The following is a 24,660-nucleotide window of genomic DNA, read 5'->3' as shown; positions in this document are numbered from 1 at the left end:
CACGGCCGCCGCACGTGAGGGACACACGAGAGAGCCGGCTGCTCCTGGTGCTGCTGATCGCCATCGCGTTCGCACTGATCACGGTGGACATCCGCGGAGGCCAGGAGTCACCCGTCGACGGTGCCCGACAGGCCGCCGCCGCGGTCTTCGGGCCCGTCGAGAACGGTGTGGCGGCGGCCGTCGACCCCATCGGGAACGCCATAGGCGCGGTCCGCGACTCCGGTGAGCGGCACACCCGGATCGCCGCCCTGGAGAAGGAGAACGCCCAGCTCAAGGCCGAGCTCGGCAGCGACGACCGCAACCGCAACCGGCTGCGCGAGCTCGACTCCATGCTCAAGACGGCCGGCGCCGGGCAGTACGGCATCAAGGGCGCCCAGGTCATCGCCATAGGAGCGGCCCAGGGCTTCTCCTGGACGGTCACCGTCGACGTCGGCGCCCGCGACGGCATCAAGCGGGACATGACCGTGCTCAACGGCTCCGGACTCGTCGGCCGCGTCACCACCGTCGGCCCGTCCACCTCCACGGTCCTCCTCGCCAACGACCCCGACTTCACCGTCGGCACGCGCATGGAGAAGAGCGACGAACTCGGCTTCGCCACCGGCCAGGGCGACGGCCCCCTGCTCGTCCAGCTCCTCAACGGCAAGGCCAAGGTGAAGACCGGCGACCGGCTCGTCACCTTCGGCTCGCGCGCGGACAAGCCCTTCGTGCCCGGCGTCCCGGTCGGCGAGGTCGTGCGCGTCGACCCGGCGGGCGGCGGCCTGACCCGTAACATCTACGTCCGCCCGTACGTCGGCTTCACCAAGCTCGACATCGTCGGCGTCGTCGTCCAGGCCCCGCGCTCGGACCCCCGCGACACGGTCCTGCCGCAGAAGCCCAAGCCCGCGCCGACCGTCACCGTCACGGTCAGCCCGCCGCCACCGGACGGACAGAAGCCCGCCGACGGGCAGAAGCCGAACGAGAACCAGCAGGGCCAGGACCAGGGGGACGCGACACCGTGAAGTTCAACCGCATCCTCCTCTCCGCGACCCTGATCGTCGTCTCCCTCGTCGTCCAGGTCTCCGTCCTGGCCCGCCTCCAACTCCCCGGCGCCGTCCCCGACCTGGTCCTCCTGACCGTCGTCGCCCTCGCCCTGGTCTACGGCCCCGTCAGCGGCTCCCTCATCGGCTTCACCGCCGGTCTCCTCGCCGACCTCGCCCCGCCCGCCGACCACGCCGCCGGCCGCTACGCCCTCGTGCTCTGCGTCATCGGCTACCTGGTCGGCCTCGCCAAGCCCGAGAACGGCCGGCTGACCTCCGCGACCGGCCCCATGGCCGTCGTCGTCGCCGCGGCCGTCGGCTCCACGCTCCTCTACGCGGGCGTGGGCGCCCTCGTCGGAGACACCGCCGCCCGCCATGTGGGCCTCGGCTTCCTGCTGTTCACCGCGGCGGTCTACGACCTGCTCCTCGCGCCCTTCACCGTGCCGCTCATCATGGCCCTGGCCCGGCGCGCCGAGAACGATCCGCTCGCCGACGCCGGCGGGGGCAACGGCGCCGACGTGGCCTCCGGCTGGCTCTCCTCCGGCACCGGCCTGCGGATCGGCAACCAGCGCGGCGGCCTGCGCGTGAAGGCCGCCCGCAGCCGCGCCTCACGGGCCGGACGCATCAAGGGAGTCAAGCGACTGTGACCGAGGGGGTCCCGGCAGTATGAGCAACATCCCCGAGACCGGGCGGACCCCGCGGGTCCAGATCCGGCTCGTCGTCATCCAGATCCTCGTCTTCTCGCTGCTCCTGACCCTGGGGGGCCGCCTCTGGTACCTCCAGATCCGCAACGGCAAGGAGTACACGGACGAGGCGAAGAACAACCACGTCCAGCAGGTCGTCCAGCCCGCCGTCCGCGGCTCCGTCCTCGACGCCCGGGGCGTCCCGCTCGCCGACAACGAGACCCGGCTCGTGGTCTCCGCGTCCCGCACCGAGCTCATGAAGATGAAGGACCGCGGCAAGGCCGTCCTGACCCGGCTCGCCGACGTCCTCGACATGAAGCCCGACGAGGTCATCAACAAGATCCGGCTCTGCGACTCCAAGACGCCCAAGCCCTGCTGGAACGGTTCGCCGTACCAGCCGATCCCCGTCACCGACGAGGCCACCACCCAGCAGGCCCTCCAGATCCGCGAGCGCGCCGAGGACTTCCCCGGCATCACCGCCGAACCGACCGCCGTCCGCCGCTACCCGGCCCCCGGCAAGTCCCGCACCTCCCAGGTCCTCGGCTACCTCTCGCCCGTCACCGACGCCGAGATCGAGAAGGCCAAGGACAGCGACTCGCCGTTCCTCCGCTCCGACCAGATCGGCCGCTCCGGCCTGGAGCGCACGTACGACAAGGAGCTGCGCGGCAAGGCCGGCGTCACCCGCTACGAGGTCGACAACCTCGGCCGCGTCATCGGCCAGGCCAAGAACGACCCCGCGGTCCCCGGCTCCAACGTCGTCACCTCCATCGACGCCCGCGTCCAGGCGGTCGCCGAGTGGGAGCTGCACAACGCGATGGTGGAGGCCCGCAAGGTCCACGACAAGAACACCAACGAGAACTACAAGGCCGACTCCGGCGCCGTCGTCGTCATGGAGAACAAGACCGGCCGGATCGTCGCCATGGCCTCGCAGCCCGACTACGACCCCAACGCCTGGGTCGGCGGCATCTCCGCCAAGGACTACGCGGCCCTCACCGGCAAGGACTCCAACTTCCCGCTCCTCAACCGGGCCATCCAGGGCCAGGCCGCCCCCGGCTCGATCTTCAAGGTCATCCCGACGACCGCCGCCGTCAACGCCGGATACGAGTTCAACGGGCGCTACCCGTGCCCCTCCTCGTACGCCATCGGCGGCCAGGTCTTCAAGAACTTCGAGTCCCAGGGCCACGGCTCCATCACCCTCGGCCAGGCCCTCGAGGTCTCCTGCGACACCGTCTACTACGCCCTCTCCCACCAGCAGTGGCTGAACGACGGCGGCATGAAGCCGAAGAAGGACGCCAAGGACTGGTTCTACAAGACGGCCCATCAGTTCGGCCTCGGCGCCGAGACCGGCATCGACCTCCCCAACGAGGTCACGGGCCGCGTCCCCGACCGGAAGTGGAAGCAGGACTTCTGGGCGGCCAACAAGGACTACTGGTGCAAGATCGGCAAGCGCGGCGGCACCTACGTCCAGCAGCTCTCCTACGAGAACTGCCTCGAAGGCAACCTCATGCGCGCCGGTGACTCCGTCAACTACTCCATCGGCCAGGGCGACACCCTCGTCACGCCGATCCAGATGGCCACCATCTACGCGGCCATCGCCAACGGCGGCACCCTCTGGAACCCCACCGTCGGCAAGGCGATCATCAGCCCCGACGGCAAGAAGGTCACCGAGATCAAGCCCAAGTCCCACGGCAGGCTCCCCATGGACGCCAAGACGCAGGCGTTGATAGAGGAAGCCCTCGCGGGAGTCGCCACCCGCGGTACGGCCGCCTGGCGATTCGGCGGCTGGCCGCAGGACAAGATCCCGATGCACGCCAAGACGGGTACGGCCGAGGTCTACGGCAAGCAGACGACCTCGTGGTTCGCCACGTACACCAAGGACTACTCGATCATCATGACGATCGCCCAGGGTGGTACGGGCTCCGGCGCCTCCGGCCCCGCCGTGCGCAACATCTACGACGCGCTCTACGGACTCGACGACGCCGGCAACCAGGACCTGAAGAAGGCCCTGCTGCCGCAGCCGCAGCAGGCCCTGCCGAAGATCGAGGCCGACGGCTCCATCGACGCCCCGAAGATCAAGCCGTACGACCCCGAGGCGCAGAAGGTGGACCCGCTGAAGGAGCAGGACGGCACGGGCACGGGCACGGCCACGGCCGCCGACCCGGCGAAGCCGGACGACGACCAGGAACTCGCGGGCCCGCCCGCCACCTGGCGGAGGGACTGAACCGATGACCGCACCCCACGGCTTCTCCGTCTCCCGGTACGCCCCCGAGCGCGGCACGCTCGCCAAGCTGACCGCCCGCGACTCGGTGGTCCGCCGCCTCGACTGGCCGATCCTGCTCTCGGCGCTCGCGCTCTCCTTCATCGGGGCGCTCCTCGTGTGGTCCGCCACCCGGGGCCGCACCGAGCTCAACAACGGCGACCCGTACTACTTCCTCTTCCGGCACGCGCTCAACACCGGCATCGGGGTCGCCCTGATGATCGGCACGATCTGGCTCGGCCACCGCACGCTGCGCGGCGCGGTCCCGATCCTCTACACGCTCTCGATCGTGCTGATCCTCGCCGTCCTCACCCCGCTCGGCGCCACCATCAACGGCGCCCACGCGTGGATCGTCGTCGGCGGCGGCTTCTCCCTCCAGCCCAGTGAGTTCGTGAAGATCACGATCATCCTGGTCATGGCGATGCTGCTGGCCGCCAAGGTCGACGCGGGCGACCAGCTCCACCCCGACCACCGCACCGTCGCCAAGGCCCTCACGCTGGCCGCCCTCCCCATGGGCATCGTCATGCTGATGCCCGACCTCGGCTCGGTCATGGTCATGGCCGTCATCGTGCTCGGCGTGCTGCTCGCCTCCGGCGCCTCCAACCGATGGGTCCTCGGACTGATCGGCGCGGGCATCGGCGGCGCGGTCCTCGTCACCGCGCTCGGCATGCTGGACGAGTACCAGATCAACCGCTTCGCGGCCTTCGCCAACCCCGACCTCGACCCCGCGGGCGTCGGTTACAACACCAACCAGGCCCGCATCGCGATCGGCTCCGGCGGCCTCCTCGGCGCGGGCCTCTTCAAGGGCTCGCAGACGACCGGCCAGTTCGTACCGGAGCAGCAGACCGACTTCGTCTTCACGGTCGCGGGGGAGGAGCTGGGCTTCGTCGGCGCCGGCCTGATCCTCGTCCTCCTCGGGGTCGTGCTCTGGCGGGCCTGCCGGATCGCCCGCGAGACCACCGAGCTCTACGGCACGGTCGTCGCGGCCGGCATCATCGCCTGGTTCGCCTTCCAGTCCTTCGAGAACATCGGCATGACGCTCGGCATCATGCCGGTCGCGGGCCTGCCGCTGCCGTTCGTGTCGTACGGCGGCTCGTCGATGTTCGCGGTCTGGGTGGCGATCGGGCTGCTGCAGTCGATCAGGGTGCAGCGCCCCATGACGGCGTAGCCCGTGACGGCCCGGCCTATGTCGGTCCGGCCCATGACGGCCCGGCCCTATGGCCGTACAGCGGTCGGGCCGCGGTCCGAAGGGCTAGATTCGTCTCATGGCGGAGACGAAGCGCGAGGTCGAGCGGAAGTACGAAGCCACGGGTGAGACCCGGCTGCCGGACCTGACCCGGGTCCCCGGGGTCTCGGCGGTCGTGGACCGGGGCGTCGTGGAACTCGACGCGGTCTACTACGACACCCCCGACCTGCGGCTCGCCGCCGACGCGCTCACGCTGCGGCGGCGCACGGGCGGGGAGGACGAGGGCTGGCACCTCAAGTTCCCCGTCGCCTCCGGCATCCGCGACGAGATCAGGGCCCCGCTGGCCGACACCCTCCCGGGTGAGCTGGCGGGGCTTCTGCGTTCCCGGATCCGGGACGCCGAGGTCGTCCCCGTGGTCCGCCTCCGGTCCGCGCGGGACGTCCGCCACCTCGTCGACGCGAAGGGCAGGCTCCTCGCCGAGCTGTCCGTCGACACGGTCCGCGCCGAGCGGCTGCTCGGGGGAGCTCCCGGGGGAGCCGAGGCCGCCTGGACGGAGATCGAGGTCGAGCTCGCCGACGACGAAGCCGAGGCCGACACGGAGGCCGATACCGACGCCGGCACGGCACTCCTCGACGCGGTCGAGAAGCGCTTCAAGAAGGCGGGCATCCGCCCCTCGGAGTCCGCCTCGAAGCTGGCGAGGGCACTCGCGGAGACGGAGACGGAGACGGACAGGGAGACGGGGAGGGCCCCGCATGGCCCCGGCCCCGATCTCGCCCCCGGCACCGCCGGTCACGCCGTCCTCGCCTACGTACGCGAGCAGGTCGACGCGATCGTCGAGCTCGACCCCGCCGTGCGCCGGGACCTGCCCGACGCCGTGCACCAGCTGCGGGTCGCCTGCCGGCGGCTGCGCAGCGCCTTCAGGTCGTACCGGAAGGTCCTCGACCGGGACGCCACCGAGCCCGTCGGTACGGAGCTGAAGTGGCTGGCGGGCGAGCTCGGTGCCGCCCGGGACCAGGAGGTGCTGGCCGAGCGGCTGCGCGGCCGGATCGACGCGCTGCCCCGGACCCTGCGCCTCGGCCCGGTCCGCGGCCGGCTGCGGAGCTGGGCCGCCGTCCGCGCCCGGGGCGGCCGGCGCCGTACCCTCGCCGCGCTGGAGTCGGCCCGCTACCTCGCCCTCCTCGACACCCTCGACGAGCTGCTCGCCGACCCGCCCCTGCGGAAGGCCGCGGCCCGCGACGCCCGCGCGGTCCTCGCCCGCGCCGTCCTCAAGGACCACGCCCGCCTCGCCGCCCGCGTCGACCGCGCCCTCGCCCTCGACCCTGGGCAGGACCGCGACCTCGCGCTCCACGCGGCCCGCAAGGCCGCCAAGCGCGCCCGGTACGCCGCCGAGGCCGCCGCTCCCACCCTCGGGAAGCCCGCGCGCAGGCTTGCCAAGCGTGTGAAGTCCGTCCAGTCACTCCTCGGCGAACACCAGGACGGAGTCGTCGCCCGCGAGGCCCTGCGCGAGCTCGCGACCCAGGCCCACGCGGCCGGGGAGTCCGCTTTCACCTGGGGACTTCTCCACGGCCGCGAGGAAGCGGAGGCGGCGGCCGGGGAGCGCGATCTCCCCGCGGTCTGGGCCCGGGCCGCGGCCCCGGGGATCCGGGCGGCGCTGACCCGCTGAGCACCGGGGTACGCTTGAGAGTCGCCCCCCTGCCAGCTCACGAAGGTTCGAGATGTCTGCTGCCGAGTCTGTCTTCCCGCAGCTCGAAGCTCTGCTCCCGCACGTGCAGAAGCCGATTCAGTACGTCGGTGGAGAGCTGAACTCCACGGTGAAGCCGTGGGAGTCCGCCGACGTCCGCTGGGCGCTGATGTACCCGGACGCGTACGAGGTCGGTCTGCCCAACCAGGGCGTCATGATCCTGTACGAGGTGCTCAACGAGCGCGAGGGCGTCCTCGCCGAGCGCACGTACAGCGTGTGGCCGGACCTCGAGGAGCTCATGCGTGAGCACAAGGTCCCGCAGTTCACGGTCGACTCGCACCGCCCCGTCGGCGCCTTCGACGTCTTCGGCCTGAGCTTCTCGACGGAGCTCGGCTACACGAACATGCTGACCGCCCTCGACCTCGCCGGCATCCCGCTGGAGTCGAAGGACCGGACCGTCGACCACCCGATCGTGCTCGCCGGCGGCCACGCGGCCTTCAACCCCGAGCCGATCGCGGACTTCATCGACGCGGCGATCGTCGGCGACGGCGAGCAGGCCGTCCTCGACATGACCGAGATCATCCGCGCCTGGAAGGCCGAGGGCAGGCCGGGCGGCCGCGAGGAGGTCCTCCTCCGTCTCGCGAAGACCGGCTCGGTCTACATCCCGGCGTTCTACGACGTCGAGTACCTGCCGGACGGCCGCATCGGCCGTGTCGTGCCCAACAGGTCCGGCGTGCCGTGGCGCGTCTCCAAGCACACCGTCATGGACCTCGACGAGTGGCCGTACCCCAAGCAGCCCCTCGTCCCGCTCGCGGAGACCGTCCACGAGCGCATGTCCGTCGAGATCTTCCGCGGCTGCACCCGCGGCTGCCGTTTCTGCCAGGCCGGCATGATCACGCGCCCCGTGCGGGAGCGAAGCATCACCGGCATCGGCGAGATGGTCGAGAAGGGCCTCAAGGCGACGGGCTTCGAGGAGGTCGGCCTCCTCTCGCTGTCCTCCGCGGACCACACCGAGATCGGTGACATCGCGAAGGGCCTCGCCGACCGCTACACGGAGGACAAGGTGGGCCTGTCCCTCCCGTCCACCCGTGTCGACGCGTTCAACGTGGACCTGGCCAACGAGCTGACCCGGAACGGGCGCCGCTCCGGCCTCACCTTCGCCCCCGAGGGCGGCTCCGAGCGCATGCGCAAGGTCATCAACAAGATGGTCTCGGAGGAGGACCTCATCCGGACCGTCTCCACCGCGTACGGCAACGGCTGGCGCCAGGTGAAGCTGTACTTCATGTGCGGCCTGCCGACGGAGACCGACGAGGACGTCCTCCAGATCGCCGACATGGCGATGAACGTGATCGCCGAGGGCCGCAAGGTCTCCGGTCAGAACGACATCCGCTGCACCGTCTCCATCGGCGGTTTCGTCCCCAAGCCGCACACCCCCTTCCAGTGGGCCCCGCAGCTGTCGGCCGAGGAGACGGACGAGCGGCTGCGCAAGCTCCGCGACAAGATCCGCGGCGACAAGAAGTACGGCCGCTCGATCGGCTTCCGCTACCACGACGGCAAGCCCGGCATCGTCGAGGGCCTGCTCTCGCGCGGTGACCGCCGCATCGGCTCGGTCATCCGCGCGGTGTACGAGGACGGCGGCCGCTTCGACGGCTGGCGCGAGCACTTCTCGTACGACCGCTGGATGGCGTGCGCCGAGAAGACGCTGCCCGGCTTCGGCGTGGACGTCGCCTGGTACACGACCCGCGAGCGCACCTACGAGGAGGTCCTGCCCTGGGACCACCTGGACTCCGGTCTCGACAAGGACTGGCTCTGGGAGGACTGGCAGGACGCGCTCGACGAGACCGAGGTCGACGACTGCCGCTGGACGCCGTGCTTCGACTGCGGTGTCTGCCCCGCGATGCAGACCGAGATCCAGGTCGGCCCGACGGGCAAGAAGCTGCTGCCGCTGTCGGTCGTGAAGTAGCGGGCCCCGGCCCGTAGGCACAGAGAACGAAGAGAGGCGCCCGGAGGAAATCCTCCGGGCGCCTCTTCGTGTCTCGGCACCGCGTCCTAGTGGTCGGACCCGGCCGCGGTCAGCTCGTCGCGGTCGGTCTGGTCCTTCGGCTGGGAGCGGAAGGGGCCGGTGCCCTCGGCCAGGCGCGGCGACGGGGCCGGGGTGCGCTCGGCCACGGGGACGACCGCCGGACGCAGGCCCTCCTCGCCGAGGAAGACCTGGCGGACGACCCGCTCGGCCGCGGAGCCGTCGTCCCACGTGCAGAACCGCTCGCGGAAGGCCTGGCGCAGCGCCGCCGCCGGCTCGCCCTCCCAGGCGCCGCTGCGGAACGCCTCGATGAGCTCGTCCTCGGTGGTCGTGATCACGCCGGGGGTGTCGCCGGGCTCGCCGGAGAGCAGGTCGAAGGTGACGCCTCGGCAGGTCCGGTACGCCTCCCAGTCGTCGGCGTACGTCACGATCGGCCGGTCGAGGTTGGCGTAGTCGAACATGATCGACGAGTAGTCCGTGATCAGCGCGTCCGCCGCCAGGCAGAGCTCCTCGACGGACGGGTGCCGCGACACGTCGACGAGCGCGCCCCGCTCGGCGAGGGAGTTCAACTCCCGGTCTCCGCCGTAGAAGTAGTGGGCGCGGACCAACAGGACGAAGTCCGGGCCGAGTTCGCGGGCGAAGCGGGCGAGGTCGAGCCGGGAGACGAAGGCGTCCTTCTGGTGGTCGCGCACGGTGGGGGCGTACAGGATCGCCGTCTTGTCGTGCGCGATGCCGAGCTCGCCGCGGATCCGGCGGACGTCCGCCGCGGTGGCGCGGTAGTAGACGTCGTTGCGCGGGTAACCGGTGTTGAGGGTCCGGAAGTCTGCCGGGTAGACGCGCTCCCAGTTCTCGGTGGAGTGCCCGTTCGAGGAGACGCTGTAGTCCCAGCGGTCGACGCGCTCCAGCAGCTTGTCGAAGTCCATGCTGCGGGAGACGGCCGGGTACCGCTGCTGGTCCAGGCCCATGCGCTTGAGCGGCGTGCCGTGGTGGGTCTGGAGGTGGATCTGGCCGGGGCGCTTGATCACGGCGTCGGGGAAGTTGACGTTGTTGACCAGGTACTTGGCCCGGGCCATCGCCTTCCAGTAGCCGAAGGTGGCCGGGGCGATCCGCTTGAGACCGGGCTGGAGGCCGGCGGCGTACTCCTGGTTCACGACCCACACCCCGCGGACGCCGGGCACGAGCTTCCTGGCGGCCTCGTGCACGGCGAGCGGGTTGCAGCTGGGGGTGCGGCCCCAGTACGCCGAGTACACGGCGAGGTTCTCGTCCACGGGGAGGCGGCGCTGCACGGCGTAGTAGGCGCGCAGGGCCTTGCGGCCGCCCCAGCGCTTGGACCGGCCGAGGGAGCGGATGGTCCCCTCGCGGGTGCCGTTGACCACCTTGAGGGCCTCGAAGCCGGAGTACGAGCCGCTCTTCAGCACCTTGAACTTCAGGCCGAGGACGCCGGGCGGCGGCGTGAAGCCCGCCGGTTCGAGGCTGCGGTAGACCTTCGAGGCCTGCTTCAGGTAGGCGCGGCGGTGGCCCTTGGGTATACGGAAGTCCCGGGCGAAGGTGAACAGGAAGTGGGAGATCATCCGCCCGAAGACGGTCTTGCGGTACTCGTCGAGGCCGGGGCGGCCGTCGAGGTACTCGAAGACCCGCCGGTACTGGTCGAAGATCACGAAGTGCTTGCGCGGGGAGCTGCTGCGCATCGAGCTGCCGACCCGGCGCTGCCGGTACTCGACGACCACGTACTCCAGGCCCGCGACGCGCTGGGCGGCGGCCATGGTCGTGTAGACCATGAGCGCGTCCTCGTACAGGCCGTCGGTGAAGGCGTAGCCCTCGCCGGTGAAGAAGTCGCGGCGGTAGAGGCGGTTCCACACCACGGCGAACATGCGCAGCAGTTCGAGGCGGTCGGCGGGGCGGATCACCTGGTCGCGGATGCCGGCGAGGAACGGGCCGGAGTTGCTGGTCTCGACGGTGCCGTCCGTGTAGGTACGGACGTGGTCGAAGAGCAGGACCTCGGGGTCCTCGGCCTCGGCGAGCCGGTCCGCCATGGCCTCGAGGGAGCCGGGGCGGATGGAGTCGTCGCCGTCGATGAAGAGCAGGTAGTCGCCGCGGGCGTGCTCGACGCCCGTGTTGCGGGCGGCGCCGATGCCGCCGTTCTGGGCGCGGTGGACGGCGCGCACGCGCGGGTCGCGCGCGGCGAACTCGTCGATGATGGCGCCGCTGCCGTCGAGGGAGCAGTCGTCGACCGCGATGATCTCGAAATCCCGGTAACTCTGCGTAGTCACCGATTCGAGGCACTCGCGGATGTAGCCCTCGACCCCGTACACCGGGATGATCACGCTGAATCGGGGGGTAGCTGCAGCCGGCATGCGTCGTGTCTCCTCAGTCGAACCGCTCAACCGCAGTATGCAGGAGGCCTTCCGCACCCCGGAAACCGCGGGCGCCCGCGTACGGGGTGAACGGGCCCCTCCCTGCGGGTGAGGGAGGGCCCAACGACGGGAGAACGCCCGAATTGCGGATCGTCTACCCTGGAGTGCTGCGGCGGTCGGGGACCGCCGCACAGTCATGCAGGCCGATGGACCGGTGAGGAATGTCCCGAGCGACCCTGGTGGTCCCCATACGTCACGCGCGCTCCCGCACTCCGGGGCGCGCGGAAACGGTCCTGCGTTCTTCGGTGTCCCTGGTCACCACTCCCCGGATCACGGTGTGGGACCAGGTCCTCGTCCGTCCAGGGCGGGCCGGGACCCGGCGGCTAAGCTGCGGACCGGGTACCGGGACAAGTACTGCAGTTCGACGGCGGGCGTGCGGCCCAGCACGTCGCCCGGCGGATCCGTCTCGGAGGGTGAAGACGCCCCCCAGCAGGCCGCCGGAACACCCCTGGCACGCCCCGTCACCCCCTCAGGCGCTCGAGCTCGTCGAGCGGGTCTGAACCAGAAAGGAACGCAGAACTCCATGGCACCCCGGCTCAGCGTCATCGTCCCGATCTACAACGTGGCGGAGTACCTACCCGCCTGCCTCAACTCGTTGGCCGTGCAGACCTTCCAGGACCTGGAAGTTCTCATGATCGATGACGGGTCCACCGACGACTCCAACGCCATCGCGGCGGAGTTCGCCGACAAGGACGCCCGGTTCCGGCTCATCCGCAAGGAGAACGCCGGCCTGGGTGCCGCCCGCAACACGGGACTCGACAGCCTGGCGCCGGAGAGCGAGTTCGTGACGTTCGTCGACAGCGACGACCTGATCCCGCCGGACGCCTTCCGGCTCATGATCAGCAGCCTGGACGAGACCGGCTCCTCCTTCGCCACGGGCAACGTGGAGCACATCAACTCCACCCGGGTGTGGCAGTCCCCGATGCACCGGTTCCTTTCCCGGGGCGCCGTGAAGAAGACGCACGTCCGGAAGAACCGGAACCTCCTCACGGACCGCCTCGCCTGCAACAAGCTCTTCCGGCGCGACTTCTGGGAGCAGCACGGCCTGCGCTTCCCCGAGGGCGTGCTGTACGAGGACACCCCGGTCATCGTCCCCGCCCAGTTCCTCGCCGAGTCCGTCGACATCATCAGCGACGCCACGTACTACTGGCGTCTGCGCGAGGGCGAGGCCAACCCCTCGATCACCCAGCGCCGCAACGAGCCCAAGGCGGCCCGCGACCGGGCCACCGGCTGCGAGCACGTCAGCCGCTTCCTCGCGGAGCAGAACGACCCCGACGCCGACGCGCTGAAGCTCGCGTACGACAAGACCGTCCTCACCGGCGACCTGCGCATCTTCCTCAACGTGATGCCCGACGGTGACGAGGAGTACCGCGCCGAGTTCATACGCGTCGCGAACAAGTTCCTCGACCAGATCGACCCCAAGCTGATCAACACGCTGCCCACGGCGCTCCGCGTCAAGTGGCTGCTGACCCGCAAGCACGCCGCGAACGAGCTGGTCGAGTTCATCGAGGCGGAGCGGCTCGGCGAGCCCGTCGGCCTCGACGGCGTCGTCCGCAAGTACGCCCGCTATTCGGCCCTGGAAGCCCGCGGCGACCTGGTGCCCAAGAAGCTCCTGCGCGTCGACAAGGACCTCCAGCTGCGCTCCCCGCTGGACGAGCTGACGTGGGAGGACGGCAAGCTGAAGCTGTCCGGCCACGCCTGGATCGACCGCGTCGACCAGACCGGCAAGCGCAGCGTCGTCAAGCTGCTCCAGCTGAAGAAGGACGGCACCCAGCGCCGCGTCCTCGTCCCGCTGGGCAACCGGTTCGCCCCCGAGGCCACCACCGCCTCCGGCCACAAGGGCCGCGGCCACAGCTTCGACTGGGCCGGCTGGGAGACCGTCATCGACCCCGCCCGCTTCCGCAAGGGCGGCAAGTGGCAGGAGGGCCTCTGGCACGTGGGCATGCGCGTCATGTCCGGTGGCCTCGTGCGCTCCCGCTCCGTGCACTCGTACGGCACGGACCGCCTGACGTACCCGCCCTACCAGTGGCTCGACGACGACTTCCGGATGGTCCCGGAGATCCGGCGCGCGGCGCTCAAGCTGCGCATCGAGAAGGTGCCGGTCGTCATCAACGGCTTCACGTCCGAAGGCGACGAGATCGTCATCGACGGCGTCTTCCGTGAGACCTTCGCCATGGGCACCGAGATCCTCTTCCGCGTCGCCAACCAGAACAGCGGCGAGGTGCTCACCTACCCGGCCGAGGTCGTGGGCGTCTCCGGCGGCCACACGCAGCTGCGGATCCGCGTCCCCCTGCGCGACATAGCCCTGCTCCCGGAGCACCAGGACAGCGCCGAGGCCGCCTCCGGCGGTGGCGCCGACGCCGCGAAGACGATGCGCCGCAACTGGAGCACCCAGATACGCGTCACGGAGCCCGGCGCCAAGCAGCGCTCCGTCAAGGTCGTCGTCCGCGACGGCCTCGCGGACCTCCAGGTCCGTCTGCCCGCCGAGTTCGGCGAGGAGGCCATGCAGAACGAGGTGGCCGTCCTCTCCGGAGCCAACGGCTACCTGAAGTTCTCCGGCCGCCCGCTGCGCGCCCGGATCACCGGCATCGCCTTCGCCGACGGGACGTTCCTCGTCCGCGGCGCCGCGCCCGTGGACCTGGCGGACCACCACCTCGTCATCAGCGCCAAGGGCCGCTTCGACGAGCGCACCGTCCCGCTGAACGTCCTGCCGGACGGCACCTTCGAGGCCTCCTTCCGTCCCGCCACGATGACCGGCACCAACAGCCGCCTGCCGCTCAAGGCCGGCCGCTGGGTGCTCCGTCTGGAGACCTCCGAAGAGGGCGAGCAGCCCCTGCCGCTCGTCGTCGACCGCCTTGCCGTGACCCAGTTCCCGCTGGAGGGCTCGCACAACGGCCGGGACTACCGGATGGAGGTCCACTGGCAGGACCACCCCCAGCTCAACTGCCTCCCGGACCTCACGGACCTGGAGCGGGGCGCCAACCGCCAGTACCAGCTGCGCCACGAGGTCTACGAGCGCGGCCGCGAGCTGCCGCTGCGCGACGAGGTCCTGTACATCAGCTACAACGGCAAGCAGTTCTCGGATAGCCCGCGCGCCGTCCACGAGGAGCTGCTGCGCCGCGGCTCGGACCTGAAGCACCGCTGGCTGGTCCGCGACGGCCAGGTCGAGCTGCCCGACACGCTCGAAGCGGTCCGCTTCCAGGGCACCGACTGGTACGACGCCCTGGCGCGCTCGCGCTACATCATCACCAACGCCCACCTCCCGCACTGGATCAAGCGGCGGCCGGGACAGGTGATCGTGCAGGCCTGGCACGGCACGATGCTGAAGAAGATCGGCCTGGACATCGAGGCGCCGAAGTTCGACCCGAACTACCACGAGCGCCTGGTCCAGGAGGCGGCGAACTGGAACATCCTCGTCTCCTCGAACCGGTTCAGCACGCCCATCCTGAAGCGGGCCATGGGCTACAACGGCCTGATCGCCGAGACGGGCTACCCGCGCAACGACTACCTGTACTCCGAGGACCGCGACGAGCGGGCCGCGGAGGTCAAGGCGCGCCTCGGGCTCCCCGAGGGCAAGAAGGTCGTGCTGTACGCGCCGACCTGGCGCGACGACCTCTCGCACGCCCGCGGCCAGTTCAAGTTCGACCTCCGGGTCGACCTGGAGGACGCCCGCCGCCGCCTCGGGGACGACCACGTCTTCCTCATCCGGCGCCACTCCAACATCGTGGACAGCATCCCCGGCGCCGGTAACGGCTTCGTCTACGACGTCTCCGAGTACCCGGACATCGCGGACCTCTACCTGGCCGCCGACATCATGATCACGGACTACTCCTCGGTCATGTTCGACTACGCGCACCTGCGTCGTCCGATGCTGTTCTTCACGTACGACCTGGAGCACTACCGCGACCGTCTGCGGGGCTTCTACTTCGACTTCGAGAACGACGCCCCGGGCCCGCTCGTGGAGACCTCGGACGACCTGCTCCAGGCCATCCGGGAGATCGACGAGGTGAAGGTCGCGTACCAGGAGAAGTACGACGAGTTCCACCACCAGTTCTGCGACCTCGACGACGGCCACGCCGCCGAGCGCCTCGCCGACCTGATGTTCAAGATCGCCGAGGACGGCGCGCCGCTCTAGGCGCCCCGGGCACACGACAAAGCCCCGGTCCGCAGGTTCTCCCTGCGGGCCGGGGCTCCGTCGTGCGGGCCGGGCCGGGCCGTGGTGCCGGGCCGTGGGTGGTGCCGGGCCTGGGGCCCGTGGTGCGCGGCTCGGGCCCGTGGTGCCTGGCTGGGGCCCGTGGAGCGGTAGCCGGGGGTCCGGCTACCGCTCGCCGGTCACTTCTTGTCGATGATCTTCAGCGAGAGCTGGCCGTTGCTGGAGAAGTACGGGCGCAGCTCGTGCCGGGCTCCGGCGACGGCGGTGGGGACGGCCGACAGCCGGTTGCGCCAGCCGCTCTTCGCCTTGGTGTCCACGGGGGCCGCGACCGGGGCGCCGGACTGCTTCACCACCGGGTACGGGTAGGTGAAGACGTCCATCGGCGTGAGCACGTCCGTGGCCAGCTTGCAGACGCGGATCCGGGCGGAGTCCTTGTCCGGCAGCAGGAAGAGGTCCCAGACGTCCTCGGCACCCGGCTGGTGGAGGCGGGCCGCGGCGGCGTTGTCCAGGGTGGCCGTGAAGCGTCCGTCGGCGCCGGCCTTCACCGGGAAGGTGAAGTTCTTGTCGGCCTCCTTGCGGTGGACGGCCTCGATCACGCTGCCGCTGCCGGGCGTGACGCCCCAGGCCGCGGCGTCGACGACGATCGAGGTGGCGCCGGCGTGCAGGGCCGAGACCTCGACGTGCTGGGCGCGCACGCGGCTCTGCACGCGCAGGGTGCCGTCCGTGTGGGCGTACGGCAGCAGCACGGACAGGGCGGGGCCCTCGGTGCGGGGCAGCTTCAGCGACAGGATGTGGAGGGTGTCGCAGCCGGCCGACTTCAGCGGCATCTGCGAACCGGCGGCGCGGATCGTCAGCTCCCAGTCGCCCTCGACGAGCTTGCCGAGCGCCGGGACCACGGCCTCGCCGCCGACGAAGGGCAGGACGACCTCGTCGGCCTTCTTGCGGATGTCCTTGCAGACCAGCTCGGCGTCGCTGTCGGCGGGCAGCCCGTCGATCCGGACCCGGACGTCGCCCTGCGGGGTGACCACGGCGGCGGCCGAGCGGGGGACCGCCCGACGGGCCCGCATGGTCTCCACGAGCTGCTCGAAGCGGGCGGCGGTCTCGGCCTCCTGGAAGCGGACCACGTTGGCCACGGCGGCGGCCGCCATCTTCCGGCGCAGGTCCTCGTCGGAGATCAGCTTCTCGATGTGCTCGGCGAGCGCTGCCTTGTCGCCGAGCGGTACGACGTAGCCGTCCTCGCCCTGCTTGATGATGTTGCGCGGGCCGTGCGGGGCGTCGTAGCAGATCGCCGGCAGACCGGCCGCCATCGCCTCGACGGTGACGTTGCCGAAGGCCTCCAGGTGGGAGGGGAGGACGAACAGGGACGCCTTGGCGAACTCCGGGGTGACCGGGGTGGCCGGGCCCATCAGGAAGATCTGGTTGTTGCTGTCCGTGTCGTTGATCTTCTTGCGCAGGTTGGCGCGCTCGGGGCCGGAGCCGTAGATCCGCAGGCTCCAGTCCGGGTGCCGCGGCGCCACGGTGGAGAAGGCCTCGATGAGGTCCGCGAAGCCCTTGTGCGTCTTGAGCAGACCCGCGGTGACGACGATCTTGTTGTCACCGGTGGACATCTGACCCTCGTGGGCCGGGATGCAGTTGGGCATCGGGGAGAGCAGGTGGCTCACGGCGGGGACGACCCCGGCGATGGTCTTGCACTCGTCCGGCGTCGGCGCGGTGATCGCGTCCATCTTCGGGTACGCGTCCCGGAAGAGCGCGTCCCGGATGTGCGGGCCGTACCGCGCGGGGCGCGAGTGCTCCATGGCGACCTTCAGGAAGTCGCGGTCGGAGTGGGCCAGCATGATGGTGATCTTGGGGTTGTTGCTGACCACGACGTCGGCGTCGGTCGTGGCCAGGTACTCCATCAGCCGCTTCTCGGCCAGCCGGCTGACCCAGGGCTTCTTGTCCGTGGGCTCGTTCGGGTAGATGTGCGGGAAGACCTCGATCATCGGGTCGTCGCCGTCGTACGTGTGCGAGTGCTTCCGCATGTCCGACAGGGCGAGGGTCTTCACCCGGGGGTCGAGCGGGAAGAACGCCTGGTCGAGGTTGCGGCGCATGGACACCAGCTCGACTTCGTGGTGGTCAGCGAGCGCCTTGGCCAGGTTGTGGATGGCGCTGACCACGCCGCCGATGTGACAGCGATCAACCAGAAGGAAAGATATTTTCATACCGGGCCTCAACGTGTCCTGGGGTAGGTGGGGGGATGCGCAAGGTGAGTGTGGGGGGACAGTCGTAGGGACCTAGGCTACGGGGCCACCCTTTGAGGTGGCACCGAACAGTCCGGATCCGGTCGCCCCGGTGAACCGTGAACGGACCTTTTGCGTCTCCCGACACATGTATCCGGAGAAAGCGGAGCGCCGGCCGGATCCCGAGGGCTGTCTGACGGCGGCCATCAGGATTCCCGTACGCATCGTGGTGCTGATCGTCGTCGTCCCCGTGCGCCTCGTATGGGACGCGCTCGCCCTGTGCGGCGGTTTCCTGGGACGGGTGCTGCTGCGCCCGCTCGGCCGGGCCTTCGACTGGTTCCACGAGCACGTCCTCGCCCCCGTCGGGCGTGGCATCGCCCGGATGGCCGAGGCCGTCGCCACGGCGGCGTGGTGGCTGTGCAAAGCCGTCCTCTACTGGCCCTGGCTCGGGCTGTGGCGCTACGTCGTCGTGCCGCTCGCCGTCCACCTGATCGCCGCTCCTGCGGCCTGGCTGTACCGGACCGTCCTGACGCCCCTCGGGCACGGGCTTGCCCGTGGGGCGGCCTGGCTGTACACCCGGCTGCTCGCACCGCTCGGGCGCGGCACCCGCCTGGCGCTGTGGGCGGCCCTGGTGTGGCCGTGGACGGCCCTCTGGCGGTACGTGGTCGTGCCGCTCGCCTCGGGCGCGTACCGCTACCTCCTCACCCCGCTCGGCCATGGCCTCGCCTGGATCGGCCGCGGCCTCGTATGGCTCGGCAAGGGCATCGCCGCAGGCCTGATGTGGGTCGGCAAGGGCATCGCCACCGGCCTGATGTGGCTCGGAAAGGTCCTCGTCGTCATCCCGGCCGTCTTCCTCTACCGCTGGGTCCTCGCCCCCGTCGGACGCGTCCTCGCGGTCATCGGCCGCGAGATCGGCGACGCCCTCGCGGTCGCCTGGCGCGTCGCCGGCTACCTCTCCCTCGCGGTCGGCCGCGCCCTGAAGTGGCTCGCCTGGAACCTGCTCGGCCGCCCCCTGCGCTGGTTCTACCGCGACGTGTGCACCCCGGTCGGGCACGTCGTCCGCGACGCCCTGTGGCGCCCGGCGAAGCAGGCCGCCGTGGAGACCGGCCGAGCCGTCCGCGCGGCCCTCGCCTCGGCACGGGAGACGGTGCGCCGGGCGCGCCGCGACGCGTGGCACGCACTCGTCGGCGGGGAGCGGCAGCCCGAGCCTGTGAACGCCATACGGGGCCAGGCGCGTAACCTGGGAGGTGCTGCACCACAACAGACCCTTCCCGGCATGGTGGCCGAGGCCGAGATCTCCCTGCACAAGCGGGGGTGAGCCGGCGCGGCCCCGAGGGAACCCCCGTACACCCGAGGGCGGCGCGCCCCCCGCGCCCGCCCCGCACCGAGGAGAAGAACCACTGGGCAAGCGACAGCCCGAAGGCCCGCCGCCCGCACCGGCGGTGCAGCGCATCCGACTGCGCTACACCAAGCGCGGCCGCCTCCGGTTCACCAGCCACCGTGACTTCCAGCGCGCTTTCGAGCGTGCGCTGCGCCGCGCCGAGGTGCCCATGGCGTACTCGGCCGGCTTCACCCCGCACCCCAAGGTGTCGTACGCCAACGCCGCCCCGACCGGTACGGGCTCCGAGGCCGAGTACCTGGAGATCGCGCTCACCCAGACGCGCGACCCGGAGACGCTGCGGGCGCTTCTCGACGAGTCCCTTCCCGCGGGCCTCGACATCACCGACGCCGTCGAGGCCCGGACCTCGGGCCTCGCCGAGCGGCTCACCGCCTCCGTGTGGGAGCTGCGACTCGAAGGCGTCTCCGTCGAGGACGCGCAGAAGGCCGCCGAGGCGTTTCTCGCGGCCGAGACGGTGGAAGTACAGCGCAAGACCAAGAACGGCATCCGCACCTTCGACGCCCGCTCCGCGGTCACCGAGCTGACGGTTTCCCGTCCCCAGGGCGATCCCCAGGGTGATAGGCCGCTGGACAGCGCCTGTGCGATACTGCGGCTGGTTGTTCGGCACGTGACACCTGCCGTACGACCCGACGACGTCCTGTCCGGTCTCCGAGCTGTGGCCGACCTGGCGCCGCCGGTCCCCGCTGCGGTGACCAGGCTGGCGCAGGGGCTCTTCGACGAGGAGTCCGGCACGGTGACCGACCCGCTCGCGCCCGACCGCGAGGCAGTCACGGCCGCTTCATCCACGGCCGCCGCGACCGCCTCAGCGACGGCGCCGGGTGCAGGTACCGCGTAGGGAGCGGTCGTTGTAGCGCCGCCCTGGTACTCGGGAGCCACCTGGGTCGGGCAGCGCACTGACCAGGAGACTTTCGCCAGGCCGTACGCACAGGGCGTACGGAACCGGCGAGCCAGACATCAGCTCCCGTGCGGCGCCCGCGCCCCGGACGGCGGCACCGCGCTATAGGCGTGATCGTGCCGCCGGACCGGAACCAGACGCGGCGCCCGGGAGCGTGACGGGAGAACCGCCCGCATGCTCGAGTCCAACGAAGACACCAACGCCCCCGGTGACAAGCTGCCGCCGCGCCGTCGGCGCCGCGCCGCTTCCCGCCCCGCCGGTCCGCCGGTGACGGGCGCCGCCGAGGCCACCCAGACCACAGCGGCCGCCGAGACCCCGGCCGTGGAGGCCGCCCCGGTCGAGGCCGAGGCCGCCCCCGCGCCGCGCACCCGCCGCCGCGCCACCCGCAAGGCCACCGCCCCGGCCGTCGAGACGGTCGAGGTCGGCGCCCCCCTCGCGGACGTCCCCGCCGAGACCGCGCCSGTCGCCGAGACCGCCGCCGCTCMRGCCGACGAGGCCGAGGCCGCTCCGGCGCGCCCGGCGCGTCGCCGTGCGACCCGTAAGGCCACCTCGCGCTCCGGCGCGCCCGGCGCGTCGCCGTGCGACCCGTAAGGCCACCTCGCCGGTGACCTCCCCGGCCGCTGCCGAGGAGCCCGCGGTCGAGRCCGCGCCCGTCGCCGAGRCCGYCGCCGCTCCGGTCGAGGAGGCCGCCGAGGCCCCCGCCCCGCGCACCCGCCGCCGCGCCACCCGCAGGGTCACCTCGCCCGAGGCCGCCCCCGAGGCGACCGTCGAGGCCGCCACCGGTGAGTCGCTGCCGCAGGCCGCCGTCGCGCAGATCGCCGCCGACGAGGCCGAGGTCGCCGCCGCCGAGACCGCCGCCACCCGTGGCCGCGGCCGCCGCCGCGCCACCTCGCCGCAGTTCACCTCCGAGCCCGTCACGAAGCCGGAGACGTCCCGCGCCCGCCGCGCCGAGCGTCCCGCCGTCGCCGTCTTCCAGGCCCCGGTCTTCTCCGAGCCGATGTTCCAGACCCCGGAGACGGCCGCCATGGCAGCCGCCGAGGTCGTGGAGCCGGAGCCGGAGGAGGACGAGCTCGACGAGACCGTCGAGACCGTCGAGGCCGCCGAGGTCGAGGAGACCCCCGAGCCCGTCGAGCGCGCCGAGTCCGGCTCCCGCCGTCGCCGTCGTCGCCGCGGCGAGCCCGTCGCCGTCGAGCCCGTCCCGGCCACCGTCGCCGACGAGCCCGAGATCGAGGCCTCCGCCGACGAGCTCGAAGAGGCCGAGGAGACCGAGGAGACGGACGAGTACGGCGACCGCCCGTCCCGCCGTCGCCGCCGTGGCGGCCGTCGCCGTCGCCGCGGTGAGCTCACCGAGGTCGACGAGACCGAGGAGTCCGACGAGCTCCAGGCCGAGGAAGAGGCCGAGGAGGGCGAGGACGAGCAGGACGAGTCCGAGGCCTACGCCGGCGGCTCCAGCAGCTCCCGCCGTCGCCGTCGCCGCCGCCGTCGCAGCGGGGACGCCGCCGCCGATGTCGAGGGCACCGACGAGGAAGGCGTCCGTACGGTCGTCAAGGTCCGCGAGCCCCGCCCGGCCCGCGAGAAGGCCGAGCCCGGCACCGGCGCCGACGAGGTCCAGTCCATCAAGGGCTCGACCCGCCTGGAGGCCAAGAAGCAGCGGCGCCGCGAGGGCCGCGAGCAGGGCCGCCGCCGCGTCCCGATCATCACCGAGGCCGAGTTCCTGGCCCGCCGCGAGGCCGTCGAGCGCGTCATGGTCGTCCGCCAGAGCGGCGAGCGCACCCAGATCGGCGTCCTGGAAGACAACGTGCTCGTGGAGCACTACGTCAACAAGGAGCAGGCCACCTCGTACGTCGGCAACGTCTACCTGGGCAAGGTCCAGAACGTCCTGCCGTCGATGGAGGCCGCCTTCGTCGACATCGGCAAGGGCCGCAACGCCGTCCTGTACGCCGGTGAGGTCAACTTCGAGGCGCTCGGCATGGCCAACGGGCCGCGCCGCATCGAGACCGCCCTCAAGTCCGGCCAGTCGGTCCTCGTGCAGGTCACGAAGGACCCGATCGGCCACAAGGGCGCCCGCCTGACCAGCCAGGTCTCCCTGCCCGGCCGCTACCTCGTGTACGTGCCCGAGGGCTCGATGACCGGCATCAGCCGCAAGCTCCCGGACACCGAGCGCGCCCGCCTGAAGACCATCCTCAAGAAGATCGTCCCCGAGGACGCGGGCGTCATCGTGCGCACCGCCGCCGAGGGCGCGAGCGAGGACGAGCTGCGCCGTGACGTCGAGCGTCTGCAGGCGCAGTGGGAGGACATCCAGAAGAAGGCGAAGCAGATCTCGACGAGCGCGCCGAGCCTGCTCTACGGCGAGCCGGACATGACCGTCCGGGTCGTCCGCGACATCTTCAACGAGGACTTCTCCAAGGTCATCGTCAGCGGCGACGAGGCGTGGGAGACCATCCACGGCTACGTCTCGCACGTCGCCCCGGACCTGGCCGACCGCCTGTCCAAGTGGACGAGCGAGGTCGACGTCTTCGCGACGTACCGGATCGACGAGCAGCTCATGAAGGCGCTGGACCGCAAGGTCTGGCTGCCGTCCGGCGGCTCGCTGGTGATCGACAAGACCGAGGCGATGATCGTCGTCGACGTCAACACCGGCAAGTTCACCGGCCAGGGCGGCAACCTCGAAGAGACCGTGACGAGGAACAACCTCGAAGCGGCCGAGGAGATCGTGCGCCAGCTGCGCCTGCGCGACCTCGGCGGCATCGTCGTCATCGACTTCATCGACATGGTCCTGGAGTCCAACCGCGACCTGGTGCTCCGCCGCCTCCTGGAGTGCCTGGGCCGCGACCGGACCAAGCACCAGGTGGCCGAGGTCACCTCGCTCGGCCTGGTCCAGATGACCCGCAAGCGGGTCGGCCAGGGCCTCCTGGAGTCCTTCTCCGAGACCTGCGTCCACTGCAACGGCCGCGGTGTCATCGTCCACATGGAGCAGCCGGCGGCCGCCGGCGGCGGTGGCAAGCGGGCGAAGAAGCGCCGTGGCGGCGCCGAGCACGTCCACGAGCACGAGCACGAGCACGAGACCGTCGAGACCGAGGCGGAGACCGAGGCCGAGGTCGCGGCGGAGCTGGCCGCACCGGTGGCCCTGCCCGAGCCGATCGCCGCGGACGAGGAGCTGTACGGCAGCATCGCCGAGGCCGAGGCCGCCGCCACGCGCGGTCGTGGCCGCCGTCGCGCCACCCGCAGGGTGACCGCGCCTTCCGCCCCGGCCCGGGTCGTCGAGACCGAGACCTACGTGGTCGAGCCGGAGCCGGTCGTGGCGCCGGCCCCCGTCGTCGAGGCCGAGCCGGTCGTCGAGCCGGTGGCCGAGCCCGTCGCCGAGCCGGTGGCCGAGGAGACCGCCGCCCCGGCGCGCGGCCGCCGTCGCGCCACGCGCCGCGTGACGTCCCCGGTCGTGTCGACCACGGAGGCCGCAGAGCCGGCCGCCGCGCCCGTCGCAGAGCCGGTCGCAGAGCCGGTCGCCGAGGTGGTCACTGCCCCGGAGCCGGAGCCCGTCGTGGAGACCGCGCCCGAGCCCGTCGTCGAGGAGGCCCCCGTGGCCGCCCCGCCGCGCGCCCGTCGCCGGGTGGTCCGCAAGGCCACCGCTCCCGCCGGTTCGCCCGCGGGCGCCGAGGAGGCGGCCGTTCTCGTGGTCGCCACCGCCCCGGCCGGGTCCGCGGAGGCGGAGCCCGAGGCCGAGGCCGCGCCGGCCAAGAAGACGGCCGCGCGCAAGACGGCGAAGAAGGCCACGACCACGGCCAAGAAGGCCGCCACCAAGAAGACGGCGGCGACCAAGAAGACGGCCGCGAAGAAGACCACCGCCAAGAAGGCCCCGGCCAAGAAGGCGGCGGAGAAGACCACGGCTCCGGCCCAGGACTGATCCATCGGGTGCGGGCCGTCCCCTTCGGGACGGCCCGCACCCGGTCGGGCGAATTTGACCCCCTGCGGCAGCCGCCCGTAACCTAGACCGTCGGCGTGTCTGACTGGATACGTCGCGCCTCTGAGCACCTCCCTCCCGCTTGCCGGGAGAGGCCGCTCGTCCGATTCCGGAACGCCGCGGGCCCTCGGGTCCGTGTGAGTGGCTGGCTTCAGAGGTTTCATCCCGAGTGAGAGAGAGATCCGCGTGTACGCCATCGTGCGCAGCGGTGGTCGCCAGCACAAGGTTGCTGTCGGCGACATCGTTGAGGTTGACAAGATTCCCACTGCCAAGGTTGGCGACACGGTCGAGCTCTCGACCCTGCTCGTTGTCGACGGCGACGCCGTGACCAGCGACCCGTGGGTCCTGGCCGGGATCAAGGTTCAGGCCGAGATCGTGGACCACCACAAGGGCGCCAAGATCGACATCCTGCGCTACAAGAACAAGACCGGCTACCGCCGTCGCCAGGGTCACCGCCAGCAGTACACGGCGATCAAGGTCACCGGTATCCCCGCGGCTGCGAAGTAAGAGGGACTGAGACATGGCACACAAGAAGGGCGCATCGTCCACCCGGAACGGGCGCGATTCCAACGCTCAGCGGCTCGGCGTGAAGCGCTTCGGCGGTCAGGTCGTCTCCGCTGGTGAGATCCTCGTCCGCCAGCGCGGCACCCACTTCCACCCGGGCTCCGGCGTCGGCCGTGGCGGCGACGACACGCTGTTCGCCCTGCTGCCCGGCTCGGTGCAGTTCGGCACCCACCGTGGCCGCAAGGTCGTGAACATCGTTCCGGTCGCCTGATCGG

At 71.3% G+C, this 24,660-nt stretch carries 13 protein-coding genes and 1 pseudogene; 12 read left to right on the top strand and 2 right to left on the bottom strand.

The window, feature by feature from the left end; translation table 11 throughout:
- Positions 1–14 precede the first annotated feature (14 nt).
- The 6 genes from mreC (at position 15) to ASC82_RS02000 (ending at position 8,786) form a co-directional block, all read left to right on the top strand.
- Positions 15–998 (top strand): rod shape-determining protein MreC, encoded by a 984-nt coding sequence (gene mreC, locus ASC82_RS02025; RefSeq protein ID WP_056640529.1) that lies wholly within the window; start codon positions 15–17, stop codon positions 996–998.
- A complete protein-coding gene (mreD, locus tag ASC82_RS02020; protein WP_056640526.1) occupies positions 995–1,663 on the top strand; it encodes a rod shape-determining protein MreD in 669 nt (222 codons plus the stop codon). The genes mreC and mreD overlap by 4 nt, the downstream gene beginning before the upstream one ends.
- A gap of 19 nt (positions 1,664–1,682) precedes the next feature.
- Positions 1,683–3,920 (top strand): penicillin-binding protein 2, encoded by a 2,238-nt coding sequence (gene mrdA, locus ASC82_RS02015; RefSeq protein ID WP_056640523.1) that lies wholly within the window; start codon positions 1,683–1,685, stop codon positions 3,918–3,920.
- 4 nt (positions 3,921–3,924) lie between these two features.
- The gene (gene rodA / locus ASC82_RS02010; RefSeq protein WP_056640520.1) at positions 3,925–5,124 is read left to right on the top strand and encodes a rod shape-determining protein RodA; all 1,200 of its coding nucleotides are present in this window, start codon (positions 3,925–3,927) and stop codon (positions 5,122–5,124) included.
- Between the two features lie 97 nt (positions 5,125–5,221).
- Positions 5,222–6,805 (top strand): CYTH and CHAD domain-containing protein, encoded by a 1,584-nt coding sequence (locus ASC82_RS02005; RefSeq protein WP_056640517.1) that lies wholly within the window; start codon positions 5,222–5,224, stop codon positions 6,803–6,805.
- Positions 6,806–6,857: 52 nt separating this feature from the next.
- Positions 6,858–8,786, top strand: coding sequence for a TIGR03960 family B12-binding radical SAM protein (locus ASC82_RS02000; RefSeq protein ID WP_056640514.1), 1,929 nt, complete (start codon positions 6,858–6,860; stop codon positions 8,784–8,786).
- Positions 8,787–8,872: 86 nt separating this feature from the next.
- Here ASC82_RS02000 and ASC82_RS01995 read toward each other — a convergent pair whose 3' ends face one another.
- On the bottom strand, positions 8,873–11,197 hold the full coding sequence (locus ASC82_RS01995) for a bifunctional glycosyltransferase family 2 protein/CDP-glycerol:glycerophosphate glycerophosphotransferase (protein WP_056640512.1): 2,325 nt from the start codon (positions 11,195–11,197) through the stop codon (positions 8,873–8,875).
- 583 nt (positions 11,198–11,780) lie between these two features.
- On the opposite strand from ASC82_RS01995, the gene ASC82_RS01990 reads away from it, so the two are divergent.
- Positions 11,781–15,392, top strand: coding sequence for a bifunctional glycosyltransferase/CDP-glycerol:glycerophosphate glycerophosphotransferase (locus ASC82_RS01990; protein WP_056640509.1), 3,612 nt, complete (start codon positions 11,781–11,783; stop codon positions 15,390–15,392).
- Positions 15,393–15,589: 197 nt separating this feature from the next.
- Here ASC82_RS01990 and ASC82_RS01985 read toward each other — a convergent pair whose 3' ends face one another.
- A complete protein-coding gene (locus tag ASC82_RS01985) occupies positions 15,590–17,566 on the bottom strand; it encodes a glycosyltransferase (RefSeq protein WP_056640506.1) in 1,977 nt (658 codons plus the stop codon).
- A 211-nt stretch (positions 17,567–17,777) separates the two neighbouring features.
- On the opposite strand from ASC82_RS01985, the gene ASC82_RS01980 reads away from it, so the two are divergent.
- The 5 genes and pseudogenes from ASC82_RS01980 to rpmA all read left to right on the top strand — a co-directional run bounded on the left by ASC82_RS01980 (position 17,778) and on the right by rpmA (position 24,656).
- Positions 17,778–18,947, top strand: a complete 1,170-nt coding sequence (locus tag ASC82_RS01980; protein WP_056640503.1) for a hypothetical protein — start codon at positions 17,778–17,780, stop codon at positions 18,945–18,947.
- Positions 18,948–19,071: 124 nt separating this feature from the next.
- Complete coding sequence (locus ASC82_RS01975; protein WP_056640501.1) at positions 19,072–19,863, top strand: TIGR03936 family radical SAM-associated protein; 792 nt, start codon at positions 19,072–19,074, stop codon at positions 19,861–19,863.
- Positions 19,864–20,097: 234 nt separating this feature from the next.
- Positions 20,098–23,824, top strand: a pseudogene (locus ASC82_RS01970) (Rne/Rng family ribonuclease).
- Positions 23,825–24,067: 243 nt separating this feature from the next.
- The gene (gene rplU / locus ASC82_RS01965) at positions 24,068–24,388 is read left to right on the top strand and encodes a 50S ribosomal protein L21 (protein ID WP_056558958.1); all 321 of its coding nucleotides are present in this window, start codon (positions 24,068–24,070) and stop codon (positions 24,386–24,388) included.
- A 13-nt stretch (positions 24,389–24,401) separates the two neighbouring features.
- Positions 24,402–24,656 (top strand): 50S ribosomal protein L27, encoded by a 255-nt coding sequence (gene rpmA, locus ASC82_RS01960; RefSeq protein WP_056640498.1) that lies wholly within the window; start codon positions 24,402–24,404, stop codon positions 24,654–24,656.
- The last annotated feature ends 4 nt before the right edge of the window (positions 24,657–24,660 follow it).

It is taken from the genome of Streptomyces sp. Root431 (genome assembly GCF_001426585.1).
Classification (GTDB): Bacteria; Actinomycetota; Actinomycetes; order Streptomycetales; family Streptomycetaceae; genus Streptomyces; species Streptomyces stackebrandtii.
The sequence above is the reverse complement of the archived record's forward strand: the minus strand, read 5'-3'. Positions and strand labels throughout refer to the sequence as shown.